Origin of the sequence: Streptomyces sp. WM6372 (assembly GCF_001279655.1) — a bacterium.
Classification (GTDB): domain Bacteria; phylum Actinomycetota; class Actinomycetes; order Streptomycetales; family Streptomycetaceae; genus Streptomyces.
This window is the reverse complement of record NZ_LGDB01000138.1, coordinates 56685-78527: the sequence shown is the minus strand read 5'-3', so window position 1 is coordinate 78527 and position 21843 is coordinate 56685. Positions and strand designations below refer to the sequence as shown.

Here is a 21843-nt window from a genome sequence, read left to right as displayed (position 1 = left end):
CTGATCTGCGTAGTCGCGCACGCCTCTGACCCCTTATCGGCCGATTTAATGATCAAGGTACTGTTCCCCCTCGGACATCGATGACTTTGGAGGGGGTCAAAAGCCATGGGACTGACTGCAGAAATAGCCGCATACCGCTCGGGCGCCGGTGATCCTGGGCGTTTGCTGGGTGAGTTCCGCCGGGCTGCACTGCTTGTGCCTTCCCCGGACGGCGAGGGCGGGTTGATGTCCGCACTCTCGGGTGGGATCCGCTGGTTCTACGCGTTCACAGACGAGGAAGCCTTGGCCCGGTTTGCCGAGGCGCGTGGGGAATCGGGCCGGGAGTGGCCGTATCTGGCGATCTTGGGTGCGCGTCTGGTGGATGCGGTCGTCCCGCAGGTCGAGGGGCCGGCCGGGGTGGCGGTGAACGTGGCCGATGCGGACGGCTCGATGCTGTTCCCGCCCGTCGCCGGGATCGTTCCCGACTCCTGTGCGGTGGACGTCGAGTCCGAGTCGGCGGGGGTGGCCTGATGGCGGGTGACGGAGACCTTGAGGTCTCTCCGGCCGCAGTCAAGAACATCCGGGATGGTCTGCGCGCCGCGATATCGGAGCTGCGCGAGTCCTCGGACGCCGTGGGCGCCTCGCAGGGCGAGGGTCTCAGCGACCTGTCGATGACGGGGATGGAAGCCGGGCACGCCGGGCTGGCCACCGATTTCGAGGACTTCTGCGAGCGGTGGGAGTGGGGCGTGCGGTCCCTGATCCAGGACGCCTCCACTCTCGCCGGGAACCTGGGCATCGCCGCAGGCACGGTGTGGGAGGAGGAGCAGTACATCGGCGGCGCGTTCAAGGTGGCCGTGAACGCCGGCTACGGCAACCCGCACGCGACCGAGGGCGAGATCGAACAGAAGAGCTGGGGCGACATATTCAGCGCGGACGCCTACAAGCCGGACTACAGCCAAGCGTCCTTCGAGAAGGGCGCTGAGGACATCAAGAAGACCTGGTCGGACACGAAGGACACGGTGACCTCAACGGGCAGGATCGGGTCGCTGAAGGACCTGCTGGAACAGACGAAGGGCAACGGGGGCGGCAACTGATGGGCCTGGGCGACTTCATACCGGACTCGATCGAGGACAAGGTCGAGCACGCGGTCGGGAAGGTCGGCGACGCCATCGAGTGGGCCGGCGACAAGACGGCCGACTTCGCGGAGGACGTAGGCCTCGACGAGGCCGGGGACTGGATTCGCGACAAGTCCCGCTCCGCCGCCAATGTGCTCGGCGCGGAGGTCGCGGAGATGGAGCTCGGCCAGACCGAGGACCCGAAGAAGCTGGTCTACGGCAGCGTCTCCAAGATCCGCGCCCAGGTCTCGCACCTGAACGACTTCAAGGCCTCCTTCGACCAGGTCGGCAACGGACTCAAGGGCATCGGTGAGCCCGACGGTCTCAAGGGCAAGGCCGCGGATGCCTTCCAGAAGGCGGTGGCCAAGGAGCCGCCCCGCTGGTTCAAGGCGGCCGAGGCCTTCGGCAAGGCCGCCGACGCCATGGGCCGTTTCGCCGAGACCGTCGAATGGGCTCAGGGCCAGGCCGCGGAGGCACTGGCGGACTACCAACACGCGCAGAAGGTCTCCACCGACGCCCGCGCCGCGCACAACAAGCAGGTTGACACCTACCGGGACGCGGTGAAGGCGAAGAAGGATCCCCTGCCGCCGAGGCCCGTCGACGCCAAGGACTTCGTCGACCCCGGCAAGGCCCTCGCGAGCGCCGCCCAAGACAAACTCGACACGGCCCGCAAACAGCGCAACGAGGTCGCCGAGACGACCCGCACGGCGGTCCGTGCCGCCCGCGACGCCGCCCCGCCCAAGCCCTCGTACGCCCAGCAGATCGGCGACGGCCTGGACTACCTCGACCTTGCTTCCACCCACCTGGTCGGAGGTGTCGTCAAGGGCGTCTCGGGCACTGTCGCTTTCGCCCGTGCGCTCAACCCGATGGATCCCTACAACCTGACCCATCCCGCCGAGTACCTCACGAACCTGAACTCGACGGCTGCGGGCCTGGTCACCATGGCCAATGACCCGTGGGGCGCGGGCAAGCAGATGCTCGACGAGTTCATGAAGGACCCCTCGGAAGGTATCGGCAAGCTCATCCCCGATCTGATCGGTTCCAAGGGGCTCGGCTCCCTCAAGAAGCTGGGCACGGCCGCCAAGCACCTCGACGACGTGCCGAGCGGCAAGGGGCGAGGCGCCCGAGGGGACCACGAGAAGGACCCGAACCACAACAGCAACCGTTGTCGCGAAAATGTCTGCGACGGCGACCCGGTGGACATGGCGACCGGCCGGATGCTGCTGCCGCAGACGGACATCGCCCTTCCCGGATCACTTCCCCTCTCGTTTCGGCGTACGTTCGACTCCTCGCACCGGTCGGGACGCTGGTTCGGTCCGGCTTGGTCGAGCACAGTCGACCAGCGGCTTGAGATCGATGCCGAAGGCGTGCTCTTCAGCTGTGACGAGGGCAGCCTGTTGGCGTACCCTCACCCGGCGCCCGGCGTACCGGTCATGCCCACGCACGGCCGACGGTGGCCATTGGACCGGGTCGCGGACGGCTATACCCTCACCGATCCCGACAGCGGCGAGGTCCGGCACTTCGTCGACCACGGCGACGACATCGCGCTCCTGGCGCAGATCGATGACCGCAACGGTCGCTGGATCAGGTTCGAACACGACGAGGCGGGCGCCCCGACCTCGATCGTCCACCATGGTGGCTACCACCTGAAGCTGACCACGAGCGAAGGCCGTGTGACGGCCCTCCACCTCGCGGGAGCAGCGGGGGACGGCTCCGACCAGGAGATCCTCCGCTACGGCTACACCGATGGCCACCTGACGGAGGTCACCAATTCCTCCGGCCGCCCGCTGCGCTTCGACTGCGACGCACACGGTCGCATCACCTCGTGGACCGACACCAACGGCAGCCACTACGACTACGTCTACGACGACCAGGACCGCTGCACCTACCAGTCCGGCACCAACGGCCACATCGAGTCCAGGTTCACCTGGGGCGACGCCGACCCGCGAACCGGGCTGCTCACGACGTCCCTCACCGACGGTCTCGGCCACACCAAGCGCTTCATGGTCAACGAGCGTTCCCAAGTCGTGGCCGAGATCGACGCGCTCGGGGCCGTTACCCGCTTCGAGCACGACCGTCACAACCGACTGCTGTCACGGACGGATCCGCTGGGCCACGTCAGCCGCTTCGCGTATGACGAGCACGGCCGTATGACAGTGCTGGAGCGTCCGGACGGACGGCAGGCGCGGGCCGAGTACGACGACAACGGGATGCCGATACGTATCGTCGGCACCGACGGGAACGTCACGCGTCAGACTTTCGACGAGCGCGGAAACCGCACATCGGTCACCGACCCCTCGGGGGCAACCACGCAGTTCGCGTATGACGCAGGTGGCCACCTCAAAACGGTGACCGACCCGCTCGGGGCGACCACCCGACTCGTCTTGGACTCACGGGGCCTGCCCATCCAGGTCGCCGATCCGTCAGGTGCCACGACCCACTGCGAGCACGATGCCTTCGGCCGGAAGATCCGAGTCACCGACGCCCTCGGCGCCCAGACGCGAATCGAGTGGACGGTCGAGGGCCGGCCGTCGCGCCGCACCGAACCCGACGGCACCGCGGAGTCCTGGACCTACGACGGTGAGGGCAACTGCCTCAGCCACACCGACGCGATCGGTGGCACGACTCAGTTCGCATATGCGGACTTCGACCTGCTCACGGCCCGCACGGCCCCGGACGGCACTCGTCACGAGTTTTCCTACGACACCAACCTTCGGCTCACGCGCGTGACCAACCCCCAGGGCCTCACCTGGGACTACATCTACGACGCGGCAGGCCATCTGGTCACGGAGACGGACTTCGACGGCCGGACACTGAGTTACGACTACGACCCTTCGGGCCGCATGGTCTCCCGGGCGAACGGCCTGGGCCAGCGCATCGACTTCACACACAACGTACTCGGCCAGGTGGTCCGCAAAGAGGTCGAAGACCACGGGGCCACGACTTTCGAATACGACATCTTCGACGAACTCGCCGTGGCCGCCGGTCCGGACGCCGTACTGGAACGTGTGCGAGACCGCTACGGCCGCCTACAGTCCGAGACGGTCAACGACCGGACACTGACGTACAGGTATGACGAGCTGGGCCGCCGGGTGGGGAGGACGACACCCAGCGGTGCGGTCAGCGAATGGTCGTACGACGTCGCGGGCCGCAGGACGAAGCTCACCACGTCCGGGCGCGACATCTCCTTCTCCTTCGACTCCCTGGGCCGGGAGGTGGAGCGCACCGTTTCGGACCTCGTGACATTGACATCTTCGTTCGACGAGATGAGCCGGCTGAAGTCTCAGACCGTCACATTCGAGGGCCGAAACCTTCAGCACCGTGACTACTCTTACGGCGTGGGCGGAGGCATCCGCGGAATCAGCGACGCACTGTCCGGTGACCGCAGCTTCGACGTGGACTCGGCTGGCCGCATCACAGCCGTTCAAGCGCGGGGATGGACCGAGCGGTATGCGTACGACGACGCCGGAAACCAGACGGAAGCCTCGTGGCCGGCGACCCACCCATCGCATTCTGCGACGGGTGCCCGAACGTACGAGGGCACTCGCATCGTCGGTGCAGGTGCCGTTCGCTACGAACACGACGGCCAAGGCCGGGTCGTCTTGCGACAGAAGACCCGGCTGTCCCGGAAGCCGGACACCTGGCGCTACGAGTGGGATGCGGAGGACCGCCTCACAGCAGTGACCACACCGGACTGCACGGTGTGGCGGTACACGTACGATCCCCTGGGTCGCCGAATCTCCAAGCAGTCTCTTTCCGAAACGGTCCACTTCACCTGGGACGGCACGACCCTCTGCGAGCAGACGACCGCGACCGTCGTCCTGACCTGGGACCACGCGGGCTTGCGCCCCCTGTCCCAGACCGAACGCCGGACGGACACAGATGATGAACGCTTCTTCGTCATCGTCACCGACCTGATCGGCACGCCGACGGAACTCGTAGACGAGTCAGGCGAGCTCGCTTGGCGAACGCGCACCACCCTCTGGGGCACGACGACGTGGAACAGCGATGCCACGGCGTACACACCGCTCCGCTTCCCGGGCCAGCACTTTGACTCCGAATCGGGCCTCCACTACAACTACTTCCGCTACTACGACCCCGAATCGGCCCGCTACCTCAGCCAGGACCCCCTCGGCCTGGGCCCGGCTGACAACCCGAGCACGTACGTGCACAACCCATACACGTGGAGCGACCCACTCGGGCTCAGTCCCTGTCCGCCCCGGATCAAGGATGGAGGCTGGGACCTACGTGGAGATACGGACCCGCTGAGCATCATTCCGAAGGACGCCGTGGAGGAGCCGTGGAGGCCGATCCCGGGTGGTGTCGAGCACGGGATCAAGTGGAAGTGGACGGACGATGTCACGGGTAAAACGGTGCGTATGCGCGTCCACGGGCCCGACCTGGGCCCGCACGCCGGCCCCAACGCCAGCAGCGGCCCCATCTACCGCATCCAGATCGGGAACCAGTTCCAGGACGAGGCGGGCCAGCTCTATCACAGGGGAATTGGTAACCCAAATAGTGGGAGCTTTAACGAGACCGCGGTGAATGATACGCACATTCCGTGGCCCAGTCATCTTCCGGTACCGTATAGCCAATGATTCAGAAAGTGGGACGTATGGAAAGCAGGTATTACTTCAACTTCCTTCGGGACCTTCTGAGTCCCGAAGAAGCGGTGCGCACCGAGGCGAGTGATCGCGTTCAGGACTTCGTGCACCTACTCTCCGGCACCCAAGCCAGAGTGGTGGGGGACCTGATGGCCATGCTGGCTCCGCATGAAGATTCCCGGGTGGCTTTGGAGGCCCTACTCCATGCACTGTCGGATCTCGACGGATGCGGGAAACTCGAAGAGGTCGATCTCTCGCCACTGCGAGAAATCCCGAAGCCCTTGATCGGCGTGGAACACCGGGTGTACATGGATGCATTCGCCCAGCGCATCGCGGGGGGCGAATAGTAGCCACGTGTGCATGAGATCGGCTGAAGGGCGCAGTCGAGTCCGGAGAGATCGTCCATGCCGGCGCCGCCATCGAAACGGGTGCCGAAACCGCGTCGGCATCCGGCCGCCCTGAGCCCGGCGACGACCGCGATCCCGGCCGATGACTGTGCAGCTCGCCATCCGGCAACGCGAGATCGGTACGCGGTGGCGACGACTGCATCCATGACCTGACGGCCGCCCGAAACCACGGGATCGTCGACGCGCTCGCCGTGGCGGGACTGAAGTGCTGGGCCGACAAGGCGTGCCAAGGCGTCGGCCGGCACATCCGTGCCACCCTTCCCCTCGCACTCGACACCGGCCGCACCGCCCGCACCGCTCTGGTGTCCTGGGAGGCGGTCGGCACAGCCCTGGGACGCACCCGCCAGTCCGCCTACGAACGCTACGCCCGCCACGTCACGGACTGAACAAGAGCTGGGCTGCAGTGGCGTTCCGCCGGTGAATCAGGCTTCCCGGGCGGGTGAACCCGGGCCTGGAGTCCTGTTCTTGACCGGCCGGAGACGGATACAGCCGGCACCATGATGATCATGATCCAGGCCGTCGTGGCGGCCGCTGCCCTCGCCCTGTCCCTGCCTGCCACCGTCCACGCAGCCGACCAGCCAGGGACAGTTCCGCAGGTCCTGCCGATGGGGGGCCGCGGTCTTCGCACTCCCCTCGCCATCGAGAACCGCACCGGCTACCAGCGGACCAGCTTCAAGTACTGGAACGCCGGTGAGATCCAGGCGGACTGCTGCAACACCCGCGCGGAGGTACTGCTGTCGGAGGCGGTGGAGTACCCGGAGATCGGGCCGGGCTGCACGCTGACGGGCGGGGTGTGGGTCTCGTACAACGACGACACCACGGTCACGGAGGCCTCCAAGCTGGACATGGCGGGCTGAGCGGGTACTGGGATCAGGCCATTGCCAGCTGGCGGATAGTGGTAGTTGGTGTTTGGGGCGACGGACACCGCAATCCGGTCGCGTCGCACAGAGCGTAACGAAATCCTCGTGGCCACTGGACTGGGCAAAGGTGCCCATTTTGGCCCTGGGCCCAACAGGAGGAGGTCGCTCCGGGTCCCGTGCTGGTTTGGTGCTGGTTCAGGCGCCATGAATGGCGAGAAACCGCAGGTCGTAGGTCTGGTCGGATGAGTTGTCGTACCACTCGATGGTGGTCCCGATGAGACTGGCGGCTCCGGCGGTCGGGGGAGCGGTCTCGGGGGAGGCCATGAACACCACTTCCAGGGGGTCTGCGGGGACGATCGGTGTCGCCACAACGTAGAAGTCCCCAGGTCAACCGCATATGTGGCCCGCCATCACAATCACCCCCACCCGGATGTGTCTGACCACCACACGGCCCGAACCCATCCCCTCAGCCCCCTCGTGGCGAGGGTGCGTAAGCCCTGCCGAATTGCAGAGTTGCACCTGCTCTCCTTCAACAGGCCGGCTCCCTGCCGCAGGGCGCGGAGGTCCCCGGCCGCCGCGCCACGACGGTGGAGGAGGCGCGCGTGGCGGAGCAGGCCCCGGGAGTGCGCCGCGCGCGCCGGGGTCGCCAGTTCGACCGGCTGCGGCATGCTCGGCGAGGGCGCTCCAGACCTCGGCGGGTACGGGCAGCAGGGCCCGGGCACGCCGGCCGCGCTGTTCCTGATAGTCGGACAGCTGACGCGTGTGAGGAACGAGCCACCCGGGCACTGCGGTTGGCGGATGCCGGGCGGGCCGTGCTCTTGTCCCAAGCACTGGAAACCCGAAGTGACCTGACCGACCTGCGTGAGCAGCATCCCGCGCTGGCTGAGCGGTTCGCCGACCTCCGGAGGGTTCTGGATCAAGACCCCGTCACGGCCGCCAGCGATGCCCCGAACGACCACCGGTCTGCGGGGAGGGAGCGCAGTCGGATGGCGGCAGAGTTCGAACAGGTACGGGGGCGCATTCGCGCCTGCGAGGGCTTTGCCCACTTCGCCCTGCCTCCGAGCCGCGAGGAACTGCTCGAAGAAGCCGCACACGGACCGGTCGTGACGTTCAACGTCAACCGGCACCGCAGCGACGCACTCCTTCTCACTCGCCACGGCATCAGCTCCGTGCCGCTCCCCGCGCTCACCCGGGACACCGTCGTGGAGCAGGTCCTTACGTTCCACTGGGCACTGGCCAACGCCACAGCGCAGGGCAGCGACCGCATCGCCGCCCAGCGGATGCTGCGCGGGATCCTGGAATGGCTCTGGGAAGCCGCCGCCGAGCCGGTTCTTGCCGCGCTGGAGGACTTGGGCGAGACGGTTCCCCACGCCCAGGACGGTCAGTCACTGCCACGGGTGTGGTGGGCACCTGGCGGACTTCTCGGGATGCTCCCCCTGCACGCTGCAGGATTCCACACGGAGCCCGCGCACGGACCGCATCGCCGCACCGTGCTCGACCGGGTGATCTCGTCCTACACTCCAACCATCCGCGCCCTGAGACACGCCCGCACACGCTGTCCGCGACCCGCCGGTCGGTCTCTGATCGTCGCCATGCCTACCACCCCTGGTCACGCCCCACTCAGGCACGTTCCCGAGGAGGCTCGCCGGATCAGGGATCTCCTTCACTGTCCCGTCCAGCTGACCGAACCCGCCCCCGCTCCCGACGGCACCCCCGGTCCTGCGGGCATCGGTACCCCCACTGATCGAGCCGGTGGTGCCGCGCGTGACCGTGCTGGCGGCGGCGAGGTGGCCGGCGGTCGGGAAGGTGCTGCCGTCACCGACCTCGATCAGGATGCGGGCTCCGGTCCTGACGCCTATTCCTGGCATGGACGTCAGGACCTTCGCAAGAGGGTGGTCCTCCAGGAGTTCTTCGATCCGCCCGGCCGGAAGTTTGCGCTGGTCAAGGCGGCCGCCAGGGAGTCGGCCAGGCTCGGGACGATCAGCGCGGCCGCCTCGGTGCCGGGCACGATGACGGTCTGCCCGTCTAGGGCGGTGAAGATGTCCTCGACCGGCCGCTCGGCGATCCTCGGGGCTTTCGGCCGTAACAGCGCGCGAGGGATGATGGGGATGGAATGACGGAACGTGAGGTCAGGAGCTTCCGAACTCCGTGTCCTCACGGGGTCGGTGAACCCCCTTCACCATGGCCGCATGGGGCAGCGGATGGCACCGGGAGCGAGGCACGATTGCTGGACTGCTCGCGGATGCGGGCGTGGACGGTCGAAGTACGCGTCAGCTGACTCGAAGACCGAGCGCCAGCGTCAGTTCAAGGACTCGCTGTGGCGATGCGAGATCCGGAAACAGCTCCCGCAGCTGCGACATTCGGTACCGGACTGTCTGGGGATGGACGAACAACGCCGCCGCCACCTCGTCCCGCCTGCCCTGGTGCAGCAGCCACGCCCGCAACGTATCCTCCAGCCGCCGTGCGGTCGCGACAGGCAAGTTCCGCAACGGTGCGAGGGCTCGGGCACGCAGGTCTGCGAACGCGTCCGCGTCAGCGGTCAGCACCAGCTCGGGCAGGTGGTCCTCGGTGTCGCGAATATCAGAGGAGAGGGAGCGCGCGCGTACGGCTCGTGCGTACGAGGCGGACGCACGAGTCCATGGCCGGGCCGGGCCGACCACGGCGATGCGGTCGGTCAGCCGCCGCAAGAGATGTGATCGGTCGGCATCGGGGACGAGCAGCACACCGGTGGCGTCCGGCAGATCATCGAGGACGAGGGTGCTCGGGTCGAGCGTGCGGTAGGCGGGCCGGGCCTGGGCGGCGGGCAGCAGGACCGCGGTCAGTGAAACCGGAGGCTGCCACCCGGCCCGTTGGACAGAGGCGAGCAGCACGTCCGGGCTCGCGCCGGCGAGGAGGTCGCGGGCCAGGTGTTCCAGGTGGCGCTCGTGGTCCCTGCCCCGGGCGGCCAGTTCGTCGGCGTGACCAGCGGCGCTCGCGGCGGAGAGCTCGTCGATGTAGGCGAAGGTCAGCTCGGCGAACTTGGCGACATCGGCGGCAGGCAGACCTACGGGTACGGCACCCGCTGCCAGGCATCGCCAGGCCACGCGGGCGCCGACGCGGTAGGCGCTGAGCAGGGCGTCCATCGAGCGGCCGTCGCGCACCTCGCCGCGGCCCAGTTCGTAGGCTGCGTCACCGGCGTCGCCGCCTGTGGTGTGTCCGCTCGCGAGGTCCAGGTAGTGCCCCAGGGCGGTACGGACCGATCGGCGGATGGTGGCGCCCATGCGGCCCGAAAGGGCGTTGGCGTAGGGAGGGACCTCGTCGATGATCGCCTGGACGACCTCGTCGGCGGTCGTCTTCAACGCGGCCCGAAGTACGGTGACCGTCGTCTCATCCAGGGCCAGTTCACCGGCCCTCCGAAGTGCATGGCTCATATTTTGTTCCCTACGAACAATCCAGCCGATCAGATTTACGTCCTGCGGTCAGGACTTTACCCCTTGAGGCGCAGCAAGCTGGAGTCATGACGAGTGCAGCCCTTCGCAGCAGGGCGTGGAAACTGCTGGAGATGATCACGACGCCGCTGCTGCCGTCGGACTACCTCGACCTGGTCAGCCCGCTGCGTGCGGGTGCTGACCTGCGTGGGCGCATCGAGGCCGTGCACCCCGAGACGGGGGACGCCGCGACCATCGTGATCAGGCCGGGACGGGGCTGGCGCGGCCACACGGCCGGTCAGTACGTTCGGATCGGGGTCGACGTCGACGGGGTGCGCCTGTGGCGTGCCTACTCCATCACCTCACCGACAAACCGTCAGGACGGCCGCGTCACGATCACCGTGAAGGCGATCCCGGACGGCAAGGTCAGCGACCACCTGGTCCGCAGGGCGAATCCGGGCACGCTGATCCAGCTCGACCAGCCGACCGGTGACTTCGTGCTGCCGCAGGCCAAGCCCGCCAAGGTGCTGTACCTGACAGCCGGCAGCGGCATCACGCCCGTGATGGGCATGCTGCGTGACATCGAGCTCGACGACGTCGTCATGGTCCACAGCGCGCCACAGCCGCAAGACGTGATCTTCCGCAACGAACTGCACGACCTGGTCGCGGCCAAGAAGCTGCGGCTCACCGAGGTGCACACCGACACGGACGGCATGCTCGACATCGCCCGTCTCGACGAACTCGTGCCCGACTGGGCCGAGCGCGAGACCTGGGCTTGCGGGCCCGCGGGCCTGCTCGACGCCGCCGAAGAGCACTGGACCGCGCACGGCGTACAAGAGCGCCTGCACACCGAACGCTTCCGCCCGAGCATCGTCGTCGCCGGCGACGGCGGCGAGGTCACGTTCAGCGCCACCGGCAAGACCGTCGACGCGGACGGTGCCACGCCGTTGCTGGACGTCGGCGAGGAGGCCGGCGTGCTCATGCCCTCCGGGTGCCGCATGGGCATCTGCTTCGGCTGCGTCAGCCCGCTCAAGGCGGGTGCCGTCCGCGACCTGCGCACCGGCGAGATCACCGAGGCCGAACCGGGCGTCCTCATCCAGACCTGCGTGTCCGCCGCGGCGGGCCCCTGCGACATCGAACGGTAGGAGCACCTTGACCGCCATCGACCCCACCGCCCACCTGACCGCGGAGCAGATCGAGGAGCTCGGCCGCGAGCTGGACGCGATCCGCGACGAGGTGATCGCAAGCCGGGGCGAGGAGGACGCCGCCTACATCCGCAAGGTCATCTCGGCGCAGCGCAAGCTCGAGCTGGTCAGCAGGGGCGTACTGCTGTTCTCGATCTTCCCGCCCGCGTGGGTGCTCGGCACCGCCGGTCTGTCCGTGGCGAAGATCATGGACAACATGGAGATCGGCCACAACATCCTGCACGGCCAGTGGGACTGGATGCGGGACCCGAAGATTCACTCCACCACCTGGGAGTGGGACCACGTCTCGCCGTCCGAGCAGTGGAAGCACTCGCACAACGAGCTGCACCACACGTACACCAACGTGATCGGCAAGGACAACGACCTCGGCTACGGCATCATGCGCGTCGACGAGGACCAGAGGTGGCACCCGTTCCACCTCGGCCAGCCGCTGTGGAACTTCCTCAACGCCTGCTTCTTCGAGTACGGCATCGCAGCGTACGACCTGGAGCTCGGCAAGAACCTGAACAAGCGCCGCCGCAGGAACCCGGAGTTCCGCGCGCGGGCCAAGGCCGTGGGCCGCAAGATCCGCAAGCAGGTGCTCAAGGACTACGTGATCCACCCGCTGCTGTCCGGCCCGTCGTTCCTCCCGACGCTCGCCGCCACGTTCACCGCGAACCTGGTCCGCAACATCTGGACCCACTCAGTGATCATGTGCGGGCACTTCCCCGAGGGCGTGAAGGTCTTCGAGCGCCGGTCGATCAAGGGCGAGACGCGCGGTCAGTGGTACCTGCGCCAGATGATGGGCTCGGCGAACATCAGCGGCAGCAAGGCCATGCACTTCATGACCGGCAACCTGTCGCACCAGATCGAGCACCACCTGTTCCCGGACCTGCCGAGCAACCGCTACGCCGAGGTTGCGGTGAAGGTGCGCGCGCTGTTCGAAAAGTACGAGCTGGAGTACGTCACCGGGCCGCTGCCCAAGCAGGTGTTCTCTGCGTGGCACAAGGTCTTCCGGCTCTCGCTGCCGAACAAGAAGCCCAAGGTCAAGACGCCGGACCGCGAGCAGGAGCTCGTCGCGGCCTGATTCCCGGTACCGGTTCAGATCCTTCGACCGCACCGGCGGCACCGCCGGCTCCATGACGAGACGTGTCTCCTCGTTCCCGGCCGTCGACGAGCCGAAGCCCGCGAGGAACGCCTTCTTGCCGTACTGCGCGATGTCGGCGGCCCCCAGGTACGGCCGGCCCTCCCGACTGGTGCCGGTCGCCAGGCGCCCTGCTGTCTGTGTGCCGATGCTGACCGCGAACAGTCGTTGCCGCTGCAGTAGTCCGTCCACGGCCTCGGTGCTGCCCTGCTGCTCCCCGGCGCCGGGGAACAGCTCCGCGGAGCGGCGGTCGACCAGTTCGGCACCGGGGACCTCGCCCGCGGCGCGGTGACGAGCCCCGCGTTGCCGCCCGCGAGGTTGGAGAGCTGGATCGCGTACTGGATGCGCGGCACGGGCGGACCGCGTTCCTGCTCGGCAAGCTGCCCCCAGAAAGTCTTGGCCGGGCCCAAGGCCGCACCGTGTCGCGGTCCGCGTGGGAACCGCTGGGCGTCATCGGCTGGATGATGGGGGAGAGGTGCAACGCTCTGTAACAGGTCCCGTCGGTTGACCTGAGTGTGTCAGACCACCACACGGCCCGAACTTATCCCCTCAGCCCCCTCTTGGCGAGGGTGGGTAAGCCCCACCGGAATTGCAGAGGTGCACCTGTTTTGGGGAGGCGGTGATGGGGTTCCAATCCATTCCTGACCTGCACGACGACGGATATCTCGTGTTACGTTCTGGAACGGGATCGGACGGCCCCAAGGGGATATCGCAGGCTTGCGTGAGGCCTGGATGAACGGCACCCGCTACGGCGAGGTGAAGGGGTACGACGGCCTCCGATTCCTTCCCCGGGACTTCCCCCAACTCGCCTGAAGCCCAGGGGAAGAGTGCGGGCCGAGGATCGGGGCGCCGGGGTCAGGGAAGCGGGAGGTGGGCCGCGCCCGGGTGGCGTCGGCGCCAGTCCGCGTAGACAGGGCTGGCGGCACATGTGTCCAGGTAACCGGCCGCCACCGTCCGCAGGATGTCGTCGCCGTGAGCGGCCAGCGGGCCGTCACGGTGCCAGGCCAGGACGTGGCGGTACCAGAGGGGGTTTCCCGCGAGGGGGCGGACGGTGACGCCGGGGGTTTGCGAGAAGGTGGCCTGGCAGAGGCTGACGGCCAGGCCCGCACGGACCAGTTCGATCAGCTGGCGCCCCTCGGCCTCGTGGGGGGCGGAGGGGCGGCGGCCGGTCAGTGCGCAAACGGAGGACCAGTACTCGCGGGTACGGTCGCCATCGGGCCGGGGCATCGCCCAGTCGTGATCGGCGAGTTCGGTCAGGGACACGGTCTCCTGGCCCACCCGCGGGTGGGTTGCGGGCAGTAGGGCGAATACCGGTTCGGTGACCAGCGGGGTGAGGATCACCCCGTCGCGCGGCGGCAGGACCTGCTCGGGGTGGTCGCCGAGGACCGCCGCCTCCAGGCGGCCGGCGGCGAGGTCGTCCAGGAGCGCGACGGGGGAGTAGTGGCACCGTGATGTCACCTCGGCCTCGGGCAGCAACTCCCGTACGGCCAGGATGAGGTGGCCGAGCAGGGGTGCGCCGACCGATCCGACGCGGACGCGGTTCGGGGAAGCCAAGTGGCGGGCCGCGCGGGCGGTGTCGGCGAGGAGCGCGTCGATGCCCGGCAGGACGGCGTGGGCCCGGGCCAGCACCAGCTCACCGAAGGCCGTGGGCGTGGCTCCGGCCCGCCGCCGGTCGAAGAGGACACCGCCGAGCATCGACTCGATGCGGCGCAACTGCGTGCTGAGGCCCGGCTGGGTCATGGACAGCGCGGCGGCGGCCCGGGTAAGGCTGCCGGCCTCGGCGATCGCGCGCACCACCCGCAGGTGCCGTACCTCCAGTTCCATGCCGCGCATGTTATGGAGCGGCGACAGCTTTCGGACAGGAGTGGGATCCCGTAAGGCTTATGTGAAATGTCACACATCATTAATGTGGAGGTTGGCCGCCCATGAGACTCATCCATCGGCTGACGACATCGCGCGGGGTGTTGTTGCCCGCCCTGGCCGCCGCACTGCTGCTCTTCCTGCTGGGAGCGCCCCCCGCCGGCGCCGCTGACAGTCCGTCGGCCTGCGCCCTGCGCGGTACCACCGGCTGGATGGACGAGGGGCATGAGACGGACTACTCGCTGTTCCGGCGTCCCGTCGGGACGGTCAGGGTCGCCATGGTCTTCGTGGACTTCCCTGACGCGCGGGCCACCGAGGCCCCGAGCGAGGACTCCGCGCAGATCACGCCAGGGGCTGACTGGCTGTGGTACGCCTCGTACGGCAGGACCTGGCTCTCGATCGACCAGCATCAGCAGTGGGTTCGCATGCCTCGCGCCTCCACCGACTACGGCTTCGCGCGCGGCCTGACCCACGAGACCCACGAGGCGTACATCAAGGACGCGGTGGCGGCCGCCGATCCGTACGTGGACTTCTCCGGCTACGACATGGTGTACGTCGTGCCGACGCGCAACGCGGCGGCGATCTCCTTCACGCCCACGTACGTGTACGAGCCGGGCAGCGCGGGGGCGGTGGCCGACGGCCGCCAGGTCAAGTGGGCGGTGACCTTCGGTCAGGACATGTGGCACTGGGGTGCCAAACTGGTCGCCCACGAGACGGCGCACACCTTCGGGTTGCCCGACTTGTACGCCTTCGAAGCGGGCAGCGACGCCCACCGCTTCACCGGTGGCTGGGACGTGATGGGCCTGATCGGCGGCCGGGGGTCGCAGTTCTTCGCCTGGCACTCCTGGAAGCTCGGTTGGACCGGGGACGGTCAGGTCGTGTGCCGGGCCGCGCGGGGTAGCGACACCGTGTACCTCACGGCTGTCGAGTACGGCAGCGGTACCAAGATGGCGGTGATTCGCACCGGACCCACGACCGCGTACGTCGTCGAGTCCAGGCGCGGTGTCCAGGCGGACGCGGGCTCCTGCTCGACCGGTGCGCTGGTCTACCGGGTCGACACCTCCGTGCGGACCGGCTACGGGCCGGTCAGGGTCATGGACGCCAAGCCGTCCGCCACACCGGCCGGCGGCTGCCGTCCGCTGGACGACGCTCCGTTCTGGGCCGGAGAGTCGTTCACCGACTCGGCGGCCGGGGTACGGATCGACGTGCTCGCTGCCGACGGCTACGGCGAGACCGTACGCATCACGAAGTCGTAGGAGCCGCATGGATGCGGCAGCGCCCCCGGCTCCGAGAAGAAACCGAGGAGCCGGGGGTGCTGCGCGGGGTGGGTCAGGTGCTGCTCTTCGCCGGGTCCTTGAGCCCGATCGTGGCGTAGTCGAGCTGGCCGCCGAACGACGTGTGGCCGAAGGCGCCGGCGATGTTGGTGCCGAGCAGCAGCGGCATGCGCTCGATGACGGCGGGCGCGGTCGGGGCCTTGGCGAGGATCTCCCCGTCCAGCTGCCGCCACGCCGTGTTGGCCTGCGCGGCGTCGGTCATGGCGGCGATCTCGTCCATCCGTTTCATCGTCGCCTCGTCGCGGAAGAGCGAGTGATTGCCGGAGTTCCCCTTCTCCTTGATGTAGCGGCCGTCGAAGAGGAAGGGCAGGAAGGTGGAGCCGGAGGGATAGTCGGGGCACCAGCCGGTGTAGACGAGGTCCGTGCGGTTCTTGGTGTCGCCGATGGTGTCGTAGAAGGCTGACGGGTCGACGGCGTCGATCGTGACCTTGATCCCGGCCCGGCCCAGGGACTGCTGTATGGCCTCCGCTACTCCCTTGTCGCCGTTGGAGACGGTGATGCGGGTGGTGATCCCGTCCGGTTCGCCGGCCTCCTTCAGGAGCCGCTTCGCCCCCTCCACGTCACCGGTGGCCGGGATCCCCAGAGTGTCGGGCTGCTTGCCACCGAAGAGCGAGCCGGGCATGAGAGCGGTGGCCGGGTCGTTGAGGGCCGGGCCGCCGGAGGCGGTCAGAATCGCCTCGCGGTCCAGGGCGTGCTGCACGGCCTGCCGGACCTTGACGTTGTCGAAGGGGGCCCGGCCGGTGTGCATCTGCACCATTTCGGTGCAGTTGGTGGACTCGGCGAGCAGTCGCTCCCTGACGTCGGCCTTGGTGAGGACCTTGGGGGTGCTCTCCGGGCGCAGCTTGCCCCAGGACACCGCGGAGGCGTCCGCGCCCTCGGAGGCGATGAGCCGGTCGTCGATCTGGTTGGCCCTCAGCCCCATCACCACGACCAGCTTGTCCGGGTACGCCTTGCGTACGGTGTCCGTCGCCGGGTCCCAATGCGGGTTGCGGACCAGCACCAGCCGCTTGTCCCGGTCGTACGACTCGATCTTGTAGGGGCCCGAGGAGAACGGGCGGCTGTCGTACTGGGGTCCCTTGTCCTGGGCCCTGGGCACCGGAGCGAAGGTGGGCAGGACGGTGGCATGGGGGAACTCTGCGAAGGGCTTGCGGAGTTCGAAGACGATCGTGTGGTCGTCGGGGGTCTTGACCGAGTCCAGGTGCTGCCCCTGGGCGGGGCCCCGGTAGCCCTCGGCGCCGGCCAGGTAGCGGGCGGCGTAGTCCGGGCCGCCGGGCAGGTCGGGGGAGAAGGAGCGCTCCACGTTGTACTTGACGTCCTGGGCGGTGATCGGGGTGCCGTCCTCGTACGTGAGGCCCCTCTTGAGCTTGAAGGTCCATGTCGTGGCGCCGTTGGAGGGGACGCCGAGGTCCTCGGCGAGGTCGGGGACCAGCTCTCCGCCCTTCGCGCCCGGTTCCGCCTTGTACGTCACCAGCGTGCGGTAGAGCAGCCGGGTCCCGAAGTCCATGTCCCCGATCACCCAGTTGCGGGCCGGGTCGAGGTGGGTGAAGTCCTGGTTCGACAGGACGGTCAGCGTGCCGCCCTTCTGCGGAGCGCCGCCGACCGCGGACCCCGCGTTGGCGAGTGCGGGGTTCTTCGCCGCCCCGTCCTGCTGACTGCTGCCGGAGTGGCCGCCGCTGGAACAGCCGGCCATGCCGAGTGCGACGGTCGCCGCCAGGGCGGTGGCGACTGCGTGGAGAGTGCGCTTGTTCATGAGTGGTCACTCCGTGGACAGTCGGGCAGCCTGAGCAAGCTGCAATGTGACCGATAACATAGTTATGTGAAATGGCACCCACAATTGTCGCGCCTCCATAGCGCGGAGCTATGGGTAAGTGGGGGCTCCACGGCCACCCGTTGGCCGCGCCACGCTGTCGCGCAATGTCACACGTCACTGTGCGGCCATGCGGCTGCGAAAGGGATCCATGAACCCTGCCTACGCGACCGTCGACCACGTCTTCACCGTCCCCCTGGACCACGCGGCCCCGCACGGCCCGACCATCCAGATCTTCGCCCGGGAAGTCACCGATGCGCCCCAAGCAGGTCGGCAACTTCCCTGGCTGCTCTATCTGCAGGGCGGACCAGGCGGCAAGTCGCCCAGGCCGTCTGCCGGTTCACCCGGCTGGCTGCCCCAAGCCCTCAAGACGCATCGCGTCCTCCTCCTCGATCAGCGCGGCACGGGCCGCTCCACCCCCGTCACCGCCCGGGTGGCCTCCGGCTTCGCCTCACCGGCCCGGCTGGCCGACCATCTCGGCCACTTCCGTGCCGACTCGATCGTCGCGGACGCCGAGCTCATCCGCCGACAGCTGTGCGGCAACGAGCCCTGGGAGACCCTCGGCCAGAGTTACGGCGGCTTCATCACCCTCACCTATCTCAGCCAGGCCCCCGAAGGCCTGCGGGCGTGCTACGTGACCGGCGGCCTGCCCGGTCTCTCGGCTACCGCCGACGAGGTCTACGCCCGCACCTACCCCCGGGTGCGGGACCGCGTCCTCGACTTCTACGCCCGCTACCCCGATGACGCCGCCAGGCTGCGCGAGATCGCCCGCCTCCTGGCCGCCGCCGATGTGCGCCTGCCCGACGGAGACCGGCTCACCCCCCACCGCCTGCGCACGCTCGGGCTCGGCCTCGGCATGGGCGACGGCTTCGAGCGGATCCACTGGATTCTCGACGAATCCCTCGACGAGGAAGGCAAGTTGACCGATACCTTCCTGCACCAGGTGATGACGCTGACCGGCTTCACCGACAACCCCCTCTTCGCCGTCATGCAGGAGACCCTGTACGGGCAGGGCGCCGGGCCGAGTGGCTGGGCGGCGTCCAGGGCCATGGCGACGTTCCCCGAGTTCGCCGAGGACGCCGACCCCCTCCTGCTCACCGGAGAAATGATCTACCCCTGGATGTTCCGCGAGATCAAGGGCCTGCGCCCCTTCGTCGACGCCGCCGATCTGCTCGCCGAACGCCCCCACTGGCCGCGGCTGTACGACCCTCGCCGCCTCGCCGCCAACCGGGTCCCGCTCGCCGCACTCGTCTACCACGACGACATGTACGTGGACTCCGGGCTCTCCTTGACCACCGTGCGCGAGGTCGGCGCCACCCGGGTGTGGATCACCAACGAATGGGAGCACGACGGCGTCACCGCCTCCGGCGGCCGCGTGCTGTCCCGCCTGATGGACCTGGCAGCGGGCCGCGCGTAGACCCCGCCCGCCTCCCCGGCCCCCCGTACCCCTCAACCCGCCTCCGACAGGAGAGACATGACCACCCCGCCCCGCCGCCTGCTGCCCCTGGCCGCGTCCGTCGCACTCCTCTGCTGCCTGTCCGCCCCCACCGCGGCCGCTGCCCCCGGCTCGCCGCCCCCCGCCGCCGGCTGCGCGCTCCCCGGTCGGACCGGCTGGACGGACGAGGGCCACGACACCGACCGGACCCGGTTCCAGCCCGCCACCGGAGTGCGCCGCGTCCTGACGCTGTACGTGGACTTCCCCGACGCCCCGGCCACCGAATCCACCGAACCGTACGCCGCTCACCTCGCACCGGCCGCCGACTGGACGGGCCGCGCGAGCTACGGCCGTCTACGACTGGACAACACCCCGCTGCACCGCTGGATCCGGATGCCCGCCGACTCCACCTCCTACGGTTTCGCGCGCGGTCTCACCTTCGAGGCCCACGAGAAGTACCTCCGCGACGCGATCACGGCCGCCGACCCTTACGCGGACTTCTCCCGCTACGACATGGTCTACGTCGTCCCCGCCAGGACGGCGACCGCCATCCCCTTCTCACCGACCTACCTGTACGACCCGGCGACGCCCGGCATCACCGCCGACGGCACCCGCCTCAAATGGGCCGTCACCTTCGGGCAGGACATGTGGCGTTGGGGCCACAAGGTCGCGGCCCACGAGACCGCCCATACCTTCGGGCTGCCCGACCTGTACTCGTTCGCCGGCGCCACCCACCAGTACGTGGGCGGTTGGGACGTCATGGGCGACATCGCCGGCCACGCCCCGCAGTACCTCGGGTGGCACTCTTGGAAGCTCGGCTGGACTCGCGACGACCAGGTCGCCTGCCTCGCCGCGTCCGGTCGCCGAACGGTACGGCTGACCCCGGTGGAACGGTCCGGCGGAACCAAGATCGCCGTGCTGCGGACCGGTGAGACGACGGCATACGTGGCGGAATCCCGCCGCGCCCAGGGCAACGACGCGGCCGCCTGCTCCACCGGCGTCCTCATCTACAAGGTCGACTCCGCAGCCCTGACCGGCGAAGGCCCGGTGCGGATCACGAACGCGAACCCGACCACGACCCCGCCCACCGGGTGTACCGCGCTGGACCTGTCCGCGTACGCGCCCGGCCAGAGCTTCACAGACCCCGCGACCGGCGTACGTATCGACGTCCTCGGGGGCGGACGGACGGGAGACACGGTGCGGCTGAGCAAGGAGTGACTCCGGTCCGGGCCGGCCACCGTCCACCTGATTCCCCGGGGACGGGGTCCACCTGCTGGGCAGTGGTGCCCACGTGTTTGTCGGCGCACGCCGTGGCTCGAGGGCCGAGCAACGCCCCCCGCTTCGGGCGGCCACGTGGTGAGGTCTGGGACGCTGGGATCCGAGAACTGGAGATGAGTCCGGACGAGTGATGGAGGATTCTCGGAACGGCAGATGGCGCGTCGTGGACCTGCCCACCGTGCACCACATGGTGCGGACTGCGACGGAGGCCGAGGCGGCGGGATTCCACGGCATGCTCGTGCCCACGTCGTCCGCATCCTCGCCGACCTCGGCCTGCGCGAACGCGCGCAAGCCGTCGTCCTCGCCTACGAGACCGGCCTGGTCGCCCCGGCCCCGCCGTCCAGGTGCCGCACCGACGGCAGTCGCGCGGGCACGGCAACGCCACGCTCAGCCGGGCAGCGGCACGACCAGCGTCGAACGCCGCACCACCAGCTCCGGCTCGAACACGACGTGTCGGTGCCGGTGGGCCGCGCCGCCCAGGCCGGTCTCCTCGGCGAGCATCTCGGCCGCCGTCCGCCCCATCGCCTCCGCGGGCTGGCGCACCGAGGTCAGCGGCACCGCGGCCGCCGCGGCGAACTCGATGTCGTCGTAGCCGACGATCGCGAGGTCCTCGGGTACCCGCAGGCCCGCGGCGAACGCGGCCTGCAGCATCCCGAGGGCCAGCAGATCGTTCGCGCAGAACACCGCGGTCGGTCTCGGCAGCATCCCCAGCAGGCGGGCGCCGGCGTCGCGGCCCGCCGCCACGTCCAGCCCGTCCACCTCCAGGTCCAGCAGGACGGCGTCGCGGCCGGCCAGCGCCTGCAGCGCGCCGCTGCGACGGTCGGCGACCTGCTGCAGCCGGTGGCGGCCGCCCGCGAACGCGATCCGTCGGTGGCCGCAAGCCAGCAGGTGCCCGGCCGCCAGGGCGCCGCCCCCGACGTCGTCCACCGACACCGAGCAGGCCTCCAGCCCCGGGGCGAGCCGGTCCACCAGCACGAAGGGCACGCCGCCGCGACGGAGCGCCGCCGCTCCCGACCCCTCCGCGTCGGCCGGGGTCAGCAGCACCCCGCGCACCCGCTGCTCCGCGAAGAGGGCGAGGTAGTCCGCCTCGTCGGCGAGCCGCTGAGCGCTGTTGCAGACCATCACGCCCAGGCCCGCCGCGCGCGCCGCCTGTTCGGCCCCGCGCGCCACGGAAACGAAGAACGGGTTGCCCAGGTCGAGGACCAGCAGACCGATGATCCGGCTGCTGCCGGAGCGCAGCTGGCGCGCCGACTCGCTGCGTACGTAGCCGAGCCGGTCGATCGCGGCCCGGACCCTGGCCCTGGTCTCCTCGCCGACCGTCTCCGGCCGGTTGATCACGTTGGAGACCGTGCCGACCGACACACCGGCCGCCCGTGCCACGTCCTTGATGCTCGCCGCGCCGCCCATGTCCCACCATTGAAAGGTTTCA

16 protein-coding genes and 4 pseudogenes are annotated in these 21843 nt (G+C 68.9%); 14 read left to right on the top strand and 6 right to left on the bottom strand.

Annotated features, from left to right (window positions below; translation table 11 throughout):
• Positions 1 to 105: 105 nt before the first annotated feature.
• From ADK52_RS12130 to ADK52_RS12105, 6 genes are all read left to right on the top strand, one after another.
• Positions 106 to 510, top strand: coding sequence for an SseB family protein (locus ADK52_RS12130; RefSeq protein ID WP_053689780.1), 405 nt, complete (start codon positions 106 to 108; stop codon positions 508 to 510).
• The gene (locus ADK52_RS12125; RefSeq protein WP_053689779.1) at positions 510 to 1073 is read left to right on the top strand and encodes a hypothetical protein; all 564 of its coding nucleotides are present in this window, start codon (positions 510 to 512) and stop codon (positions 1071 to 1073) included. Before ADK52_RS12130 ends, ADK52_RS12125 begins: the two co-directional genes overlap by 1 nt.
• Entirely contained in the window at positions 1073 to 5692 is a 4620-nt protein-coding gene (locus ADK52_RS12120) for a putative T7SS-secreted protein (RefSeq protein ID WP_053689778.1), read from the top strand. Before ADK52_RS12125 ends, ADK52_RS12120 begins: the two co-directional genes overlap by 1 nt.
• Positions 5689 to 6045: a hypothetical protein gene (locus ADK52_RS12115; RefSeq protein ID WP_143686559.1), complete on the top strand. Its 357-nt coding sequence runs from the start codon at positions 5689 to 5691 to the stop codon at positions 6043 to 6045. Before ADK52_RS12120 ends, ADK52_RS12115 begins: the two co-directional genes overlap by 4 nt.
• 251 nt (positions 6046 to 6296) lie before the next feature.
• Positions 6297 to 6491 carry a hypothetical protein gene (locus ADK52_RS44990; RefSeq protein ID WP_053689776.1) on the top strand — a complete coding sequence of 65 codons (195 nt, stop codon included), beginning with the start codon at positions 6297 to 6299 and terminating at the stop codon, positions 6489 to 6491.
• Positions 6492 to 6602: 111 nt separating this feature from the next.
• Positions 6603 to 6962, top strand: a complete 360-nt coding sequence (locus ADK52_RS12105; RefSeq protein ID WP_053689775.1) for a hypothetical protein — start codon at positions 6603 to 6605, stop codon at positions 6960 to 6962.
• Between the two features lie 198 nt (positions 6963 to 7160).
• Here ADK52_RS12105 and ADK52_RS42270 read toward each other — a convergent pair whose 3' ends face one another.
• Positions 7161 to 7334 carry a hypothetical protein gene (locus ADK52_RS42270; protein ID WP_159045912.1) on the bottom strand — a complete coding sequence of 58 codons (174 nt, stop codon included), beginning with the start codon at positions 7332 to 7334 and terminating at the stop codon, positions 7161 to 7163.
• 617 nt (positions 7335 to 7951) lie between these two features.
• On the opposite strand from ADK52_RS42270, the pseudogene ADK52_RS44770 reads away from it, so the two are divergent.
• Positions 7952 to 8626, top strand: a pseudogene (locus ADK52_RS44770) (CHAT domain-containing protein); the annotation flags it as partial.
• A 75-nt stretch (positions 8627 to 8701) separates the two neighbouring features.
• Here ADK52_RS44770 and ADK52_RS39835 read toward each other — a convergent pair.
• Positions 8702 to 9054 (bottom strand): annotated as a pseudogene (locus ADK52_RS39835) (transposase); the annotation flags it as partial.
• A 181-nt stretch (positions 9055 to 9235) separates the two neighbouring features.
• Entirely contained in the window at positions 9236 to 10375 is a 1140-nt protein-coding gene (locus ADK52_RS12095; RefSeq protein ID WP_053689773.1) for a PucR family transcriptional regulator, read from the bottom strand.
• Positions 10376 to 10461: 86 nt separating this feature from the next.
• Between ADK52_RS12095 and ADK52_RS12090 the strand changes: the two genes are divergently transcribed.
• The 3 genes and pseudogenes from ADK52_RS12090 to ADK52_RS43530 all read left to right on the top strand — a co-directional run.
• A complete protein-coding gene (locus tag ADK52_RS12090) occupies positions 10462 to 11517 on the top strand; it encodes a ferredoxin reductase (RefSeq protein WP_053689772.1) in 1056 nt (351 codons plus the stop codon).
• Between the two features lie 7 nt (positions 11518 to 11524).
• Positions 11525 to 12643 (top strand): fatty acid desaturase family protein, encoded by a 1119-nt coding sequence (locus tag ADK52_RS12085; protein WP_053689771.1) that lies wholly within the window; start codon positions 11525 to 11527, stop codon positions 12641 to 12643.
• 726 nt (positions 12644 to 13369) lie between these two features.
• Positions 13370 to 13533, top strand: a pseudogene (locus ADK52_RS43530) (pirin family protein); the annotation flags it as partial.
• 22 nt (positions 13534 to 13555) lie between these two features.
• On the opposite strand, the gene ADK52_RS12080 reads toward ADK52_RS43530, so the two are convergent.
• A complete protein-coding gene (locus tag ADK52_RS12080) occupies positions 13556 to 14524 on the bottom strand; it encodes a LysR family transcriptional regulator (RefSeq protein WP_053689770.1) in 969 nt (322 codons plus the stop codon).
• 101 nt (positions 14525 to 14625) lie between these two features.
• Between ADK52_RS12080 and ADK52_RS12075 the strand changes: the two genes are divergently transcribed.
• The gene (locus ADK52_RS12075; protein WP_053689769.1) at positions 14626 to 15816 is read left to right on the top strand and encodes a M6 family metalloprotease domain-containing protein; all 1191 of its coding nucleotides are present in this window, start codon (positions 14626 to 14628) and stop codon (positions 15814 to 15816) included.
• A 73-nt stretch (positions 15817 to 15889) separates the two neighbouring features.
• On the opposite strand, the gene ADK52_RS12070 is transcribed toward ADK52_RS12075, so the two are convergent.
• The gene (locus ADK52_RS12070; protein WP_053689768.1) at positions 15890 to 17644 is read right to left on the bottom strand and encodes an ABC transporter substrate-binding protein; all 1755 of its coding nucleotides are present in this window, start codon (positions 17642 to 17644) and stop codon (positions 15890 to 15892) included.
• A 208-nt stretch (positions 17645 to 17852) separates the two neighbouring features.
• Here ADK52_RS12070 and ADK52_RS12065 point away from each other — a divergent pair, with 208 nt between their 5' ends.
• From ADK52_RS12065 to ADK52_RS43525, 3 genes and pseudogenes are all read left to right on the top strand, one after another.
• The gene (locus ADK52_RS12065; protein WP_053689767.1) at positions 17853 to 19118 is read left to right on the top strand and encodes an alpha/beta fold hydrolase; all 1266 of its coding nucleotides are present in this window, start codon (positions 17853 to 17855) and stop codon (positions 19116 to 19118) included.
• A gap of 57 nt (positions 19119 to 19175) precedes the next feature.
• Positions 19176 to 20354 carry a M6 family metalloprotease domain-containing protein gene (locus tag ADK52_RS12060; RefSeq protein WP_053689766.1) on the top strand — a complete coding sequence of 393 codons (1179 nt, stop codon included), beginning with the start codon at positions 19176 to 19178 and terminating at the stop codon, positions 20352 to 20354.
• A 297-nt stretch (positions 20355 to 20651) separates the two neighbouring features.
• Positions 20652 to 20744: pseudogene (locus tag ADK52_RS43525) on the top strand (DNA-binding response regulator); the annotation flags it as partial.
• Between the two features lie 57 nt (positions 20745 to 20801).
• Here ADK52_RS43525 and ADK52_RS12055 read toward each other — a convergent pair.
• Positions 20802 to 21821, bottom strand: a complete 1020-nt coding sequence (locus ADK52_RS12055; RefSeq protein WP_053689765.1) for a LacI family DNA-binding transcriptional regulator — start codon at positions 21819 to 21821, stop codon at positions 20802 to 20804.
• Positions 21822 to 21843: the final 22 nt, after the last annotated feature.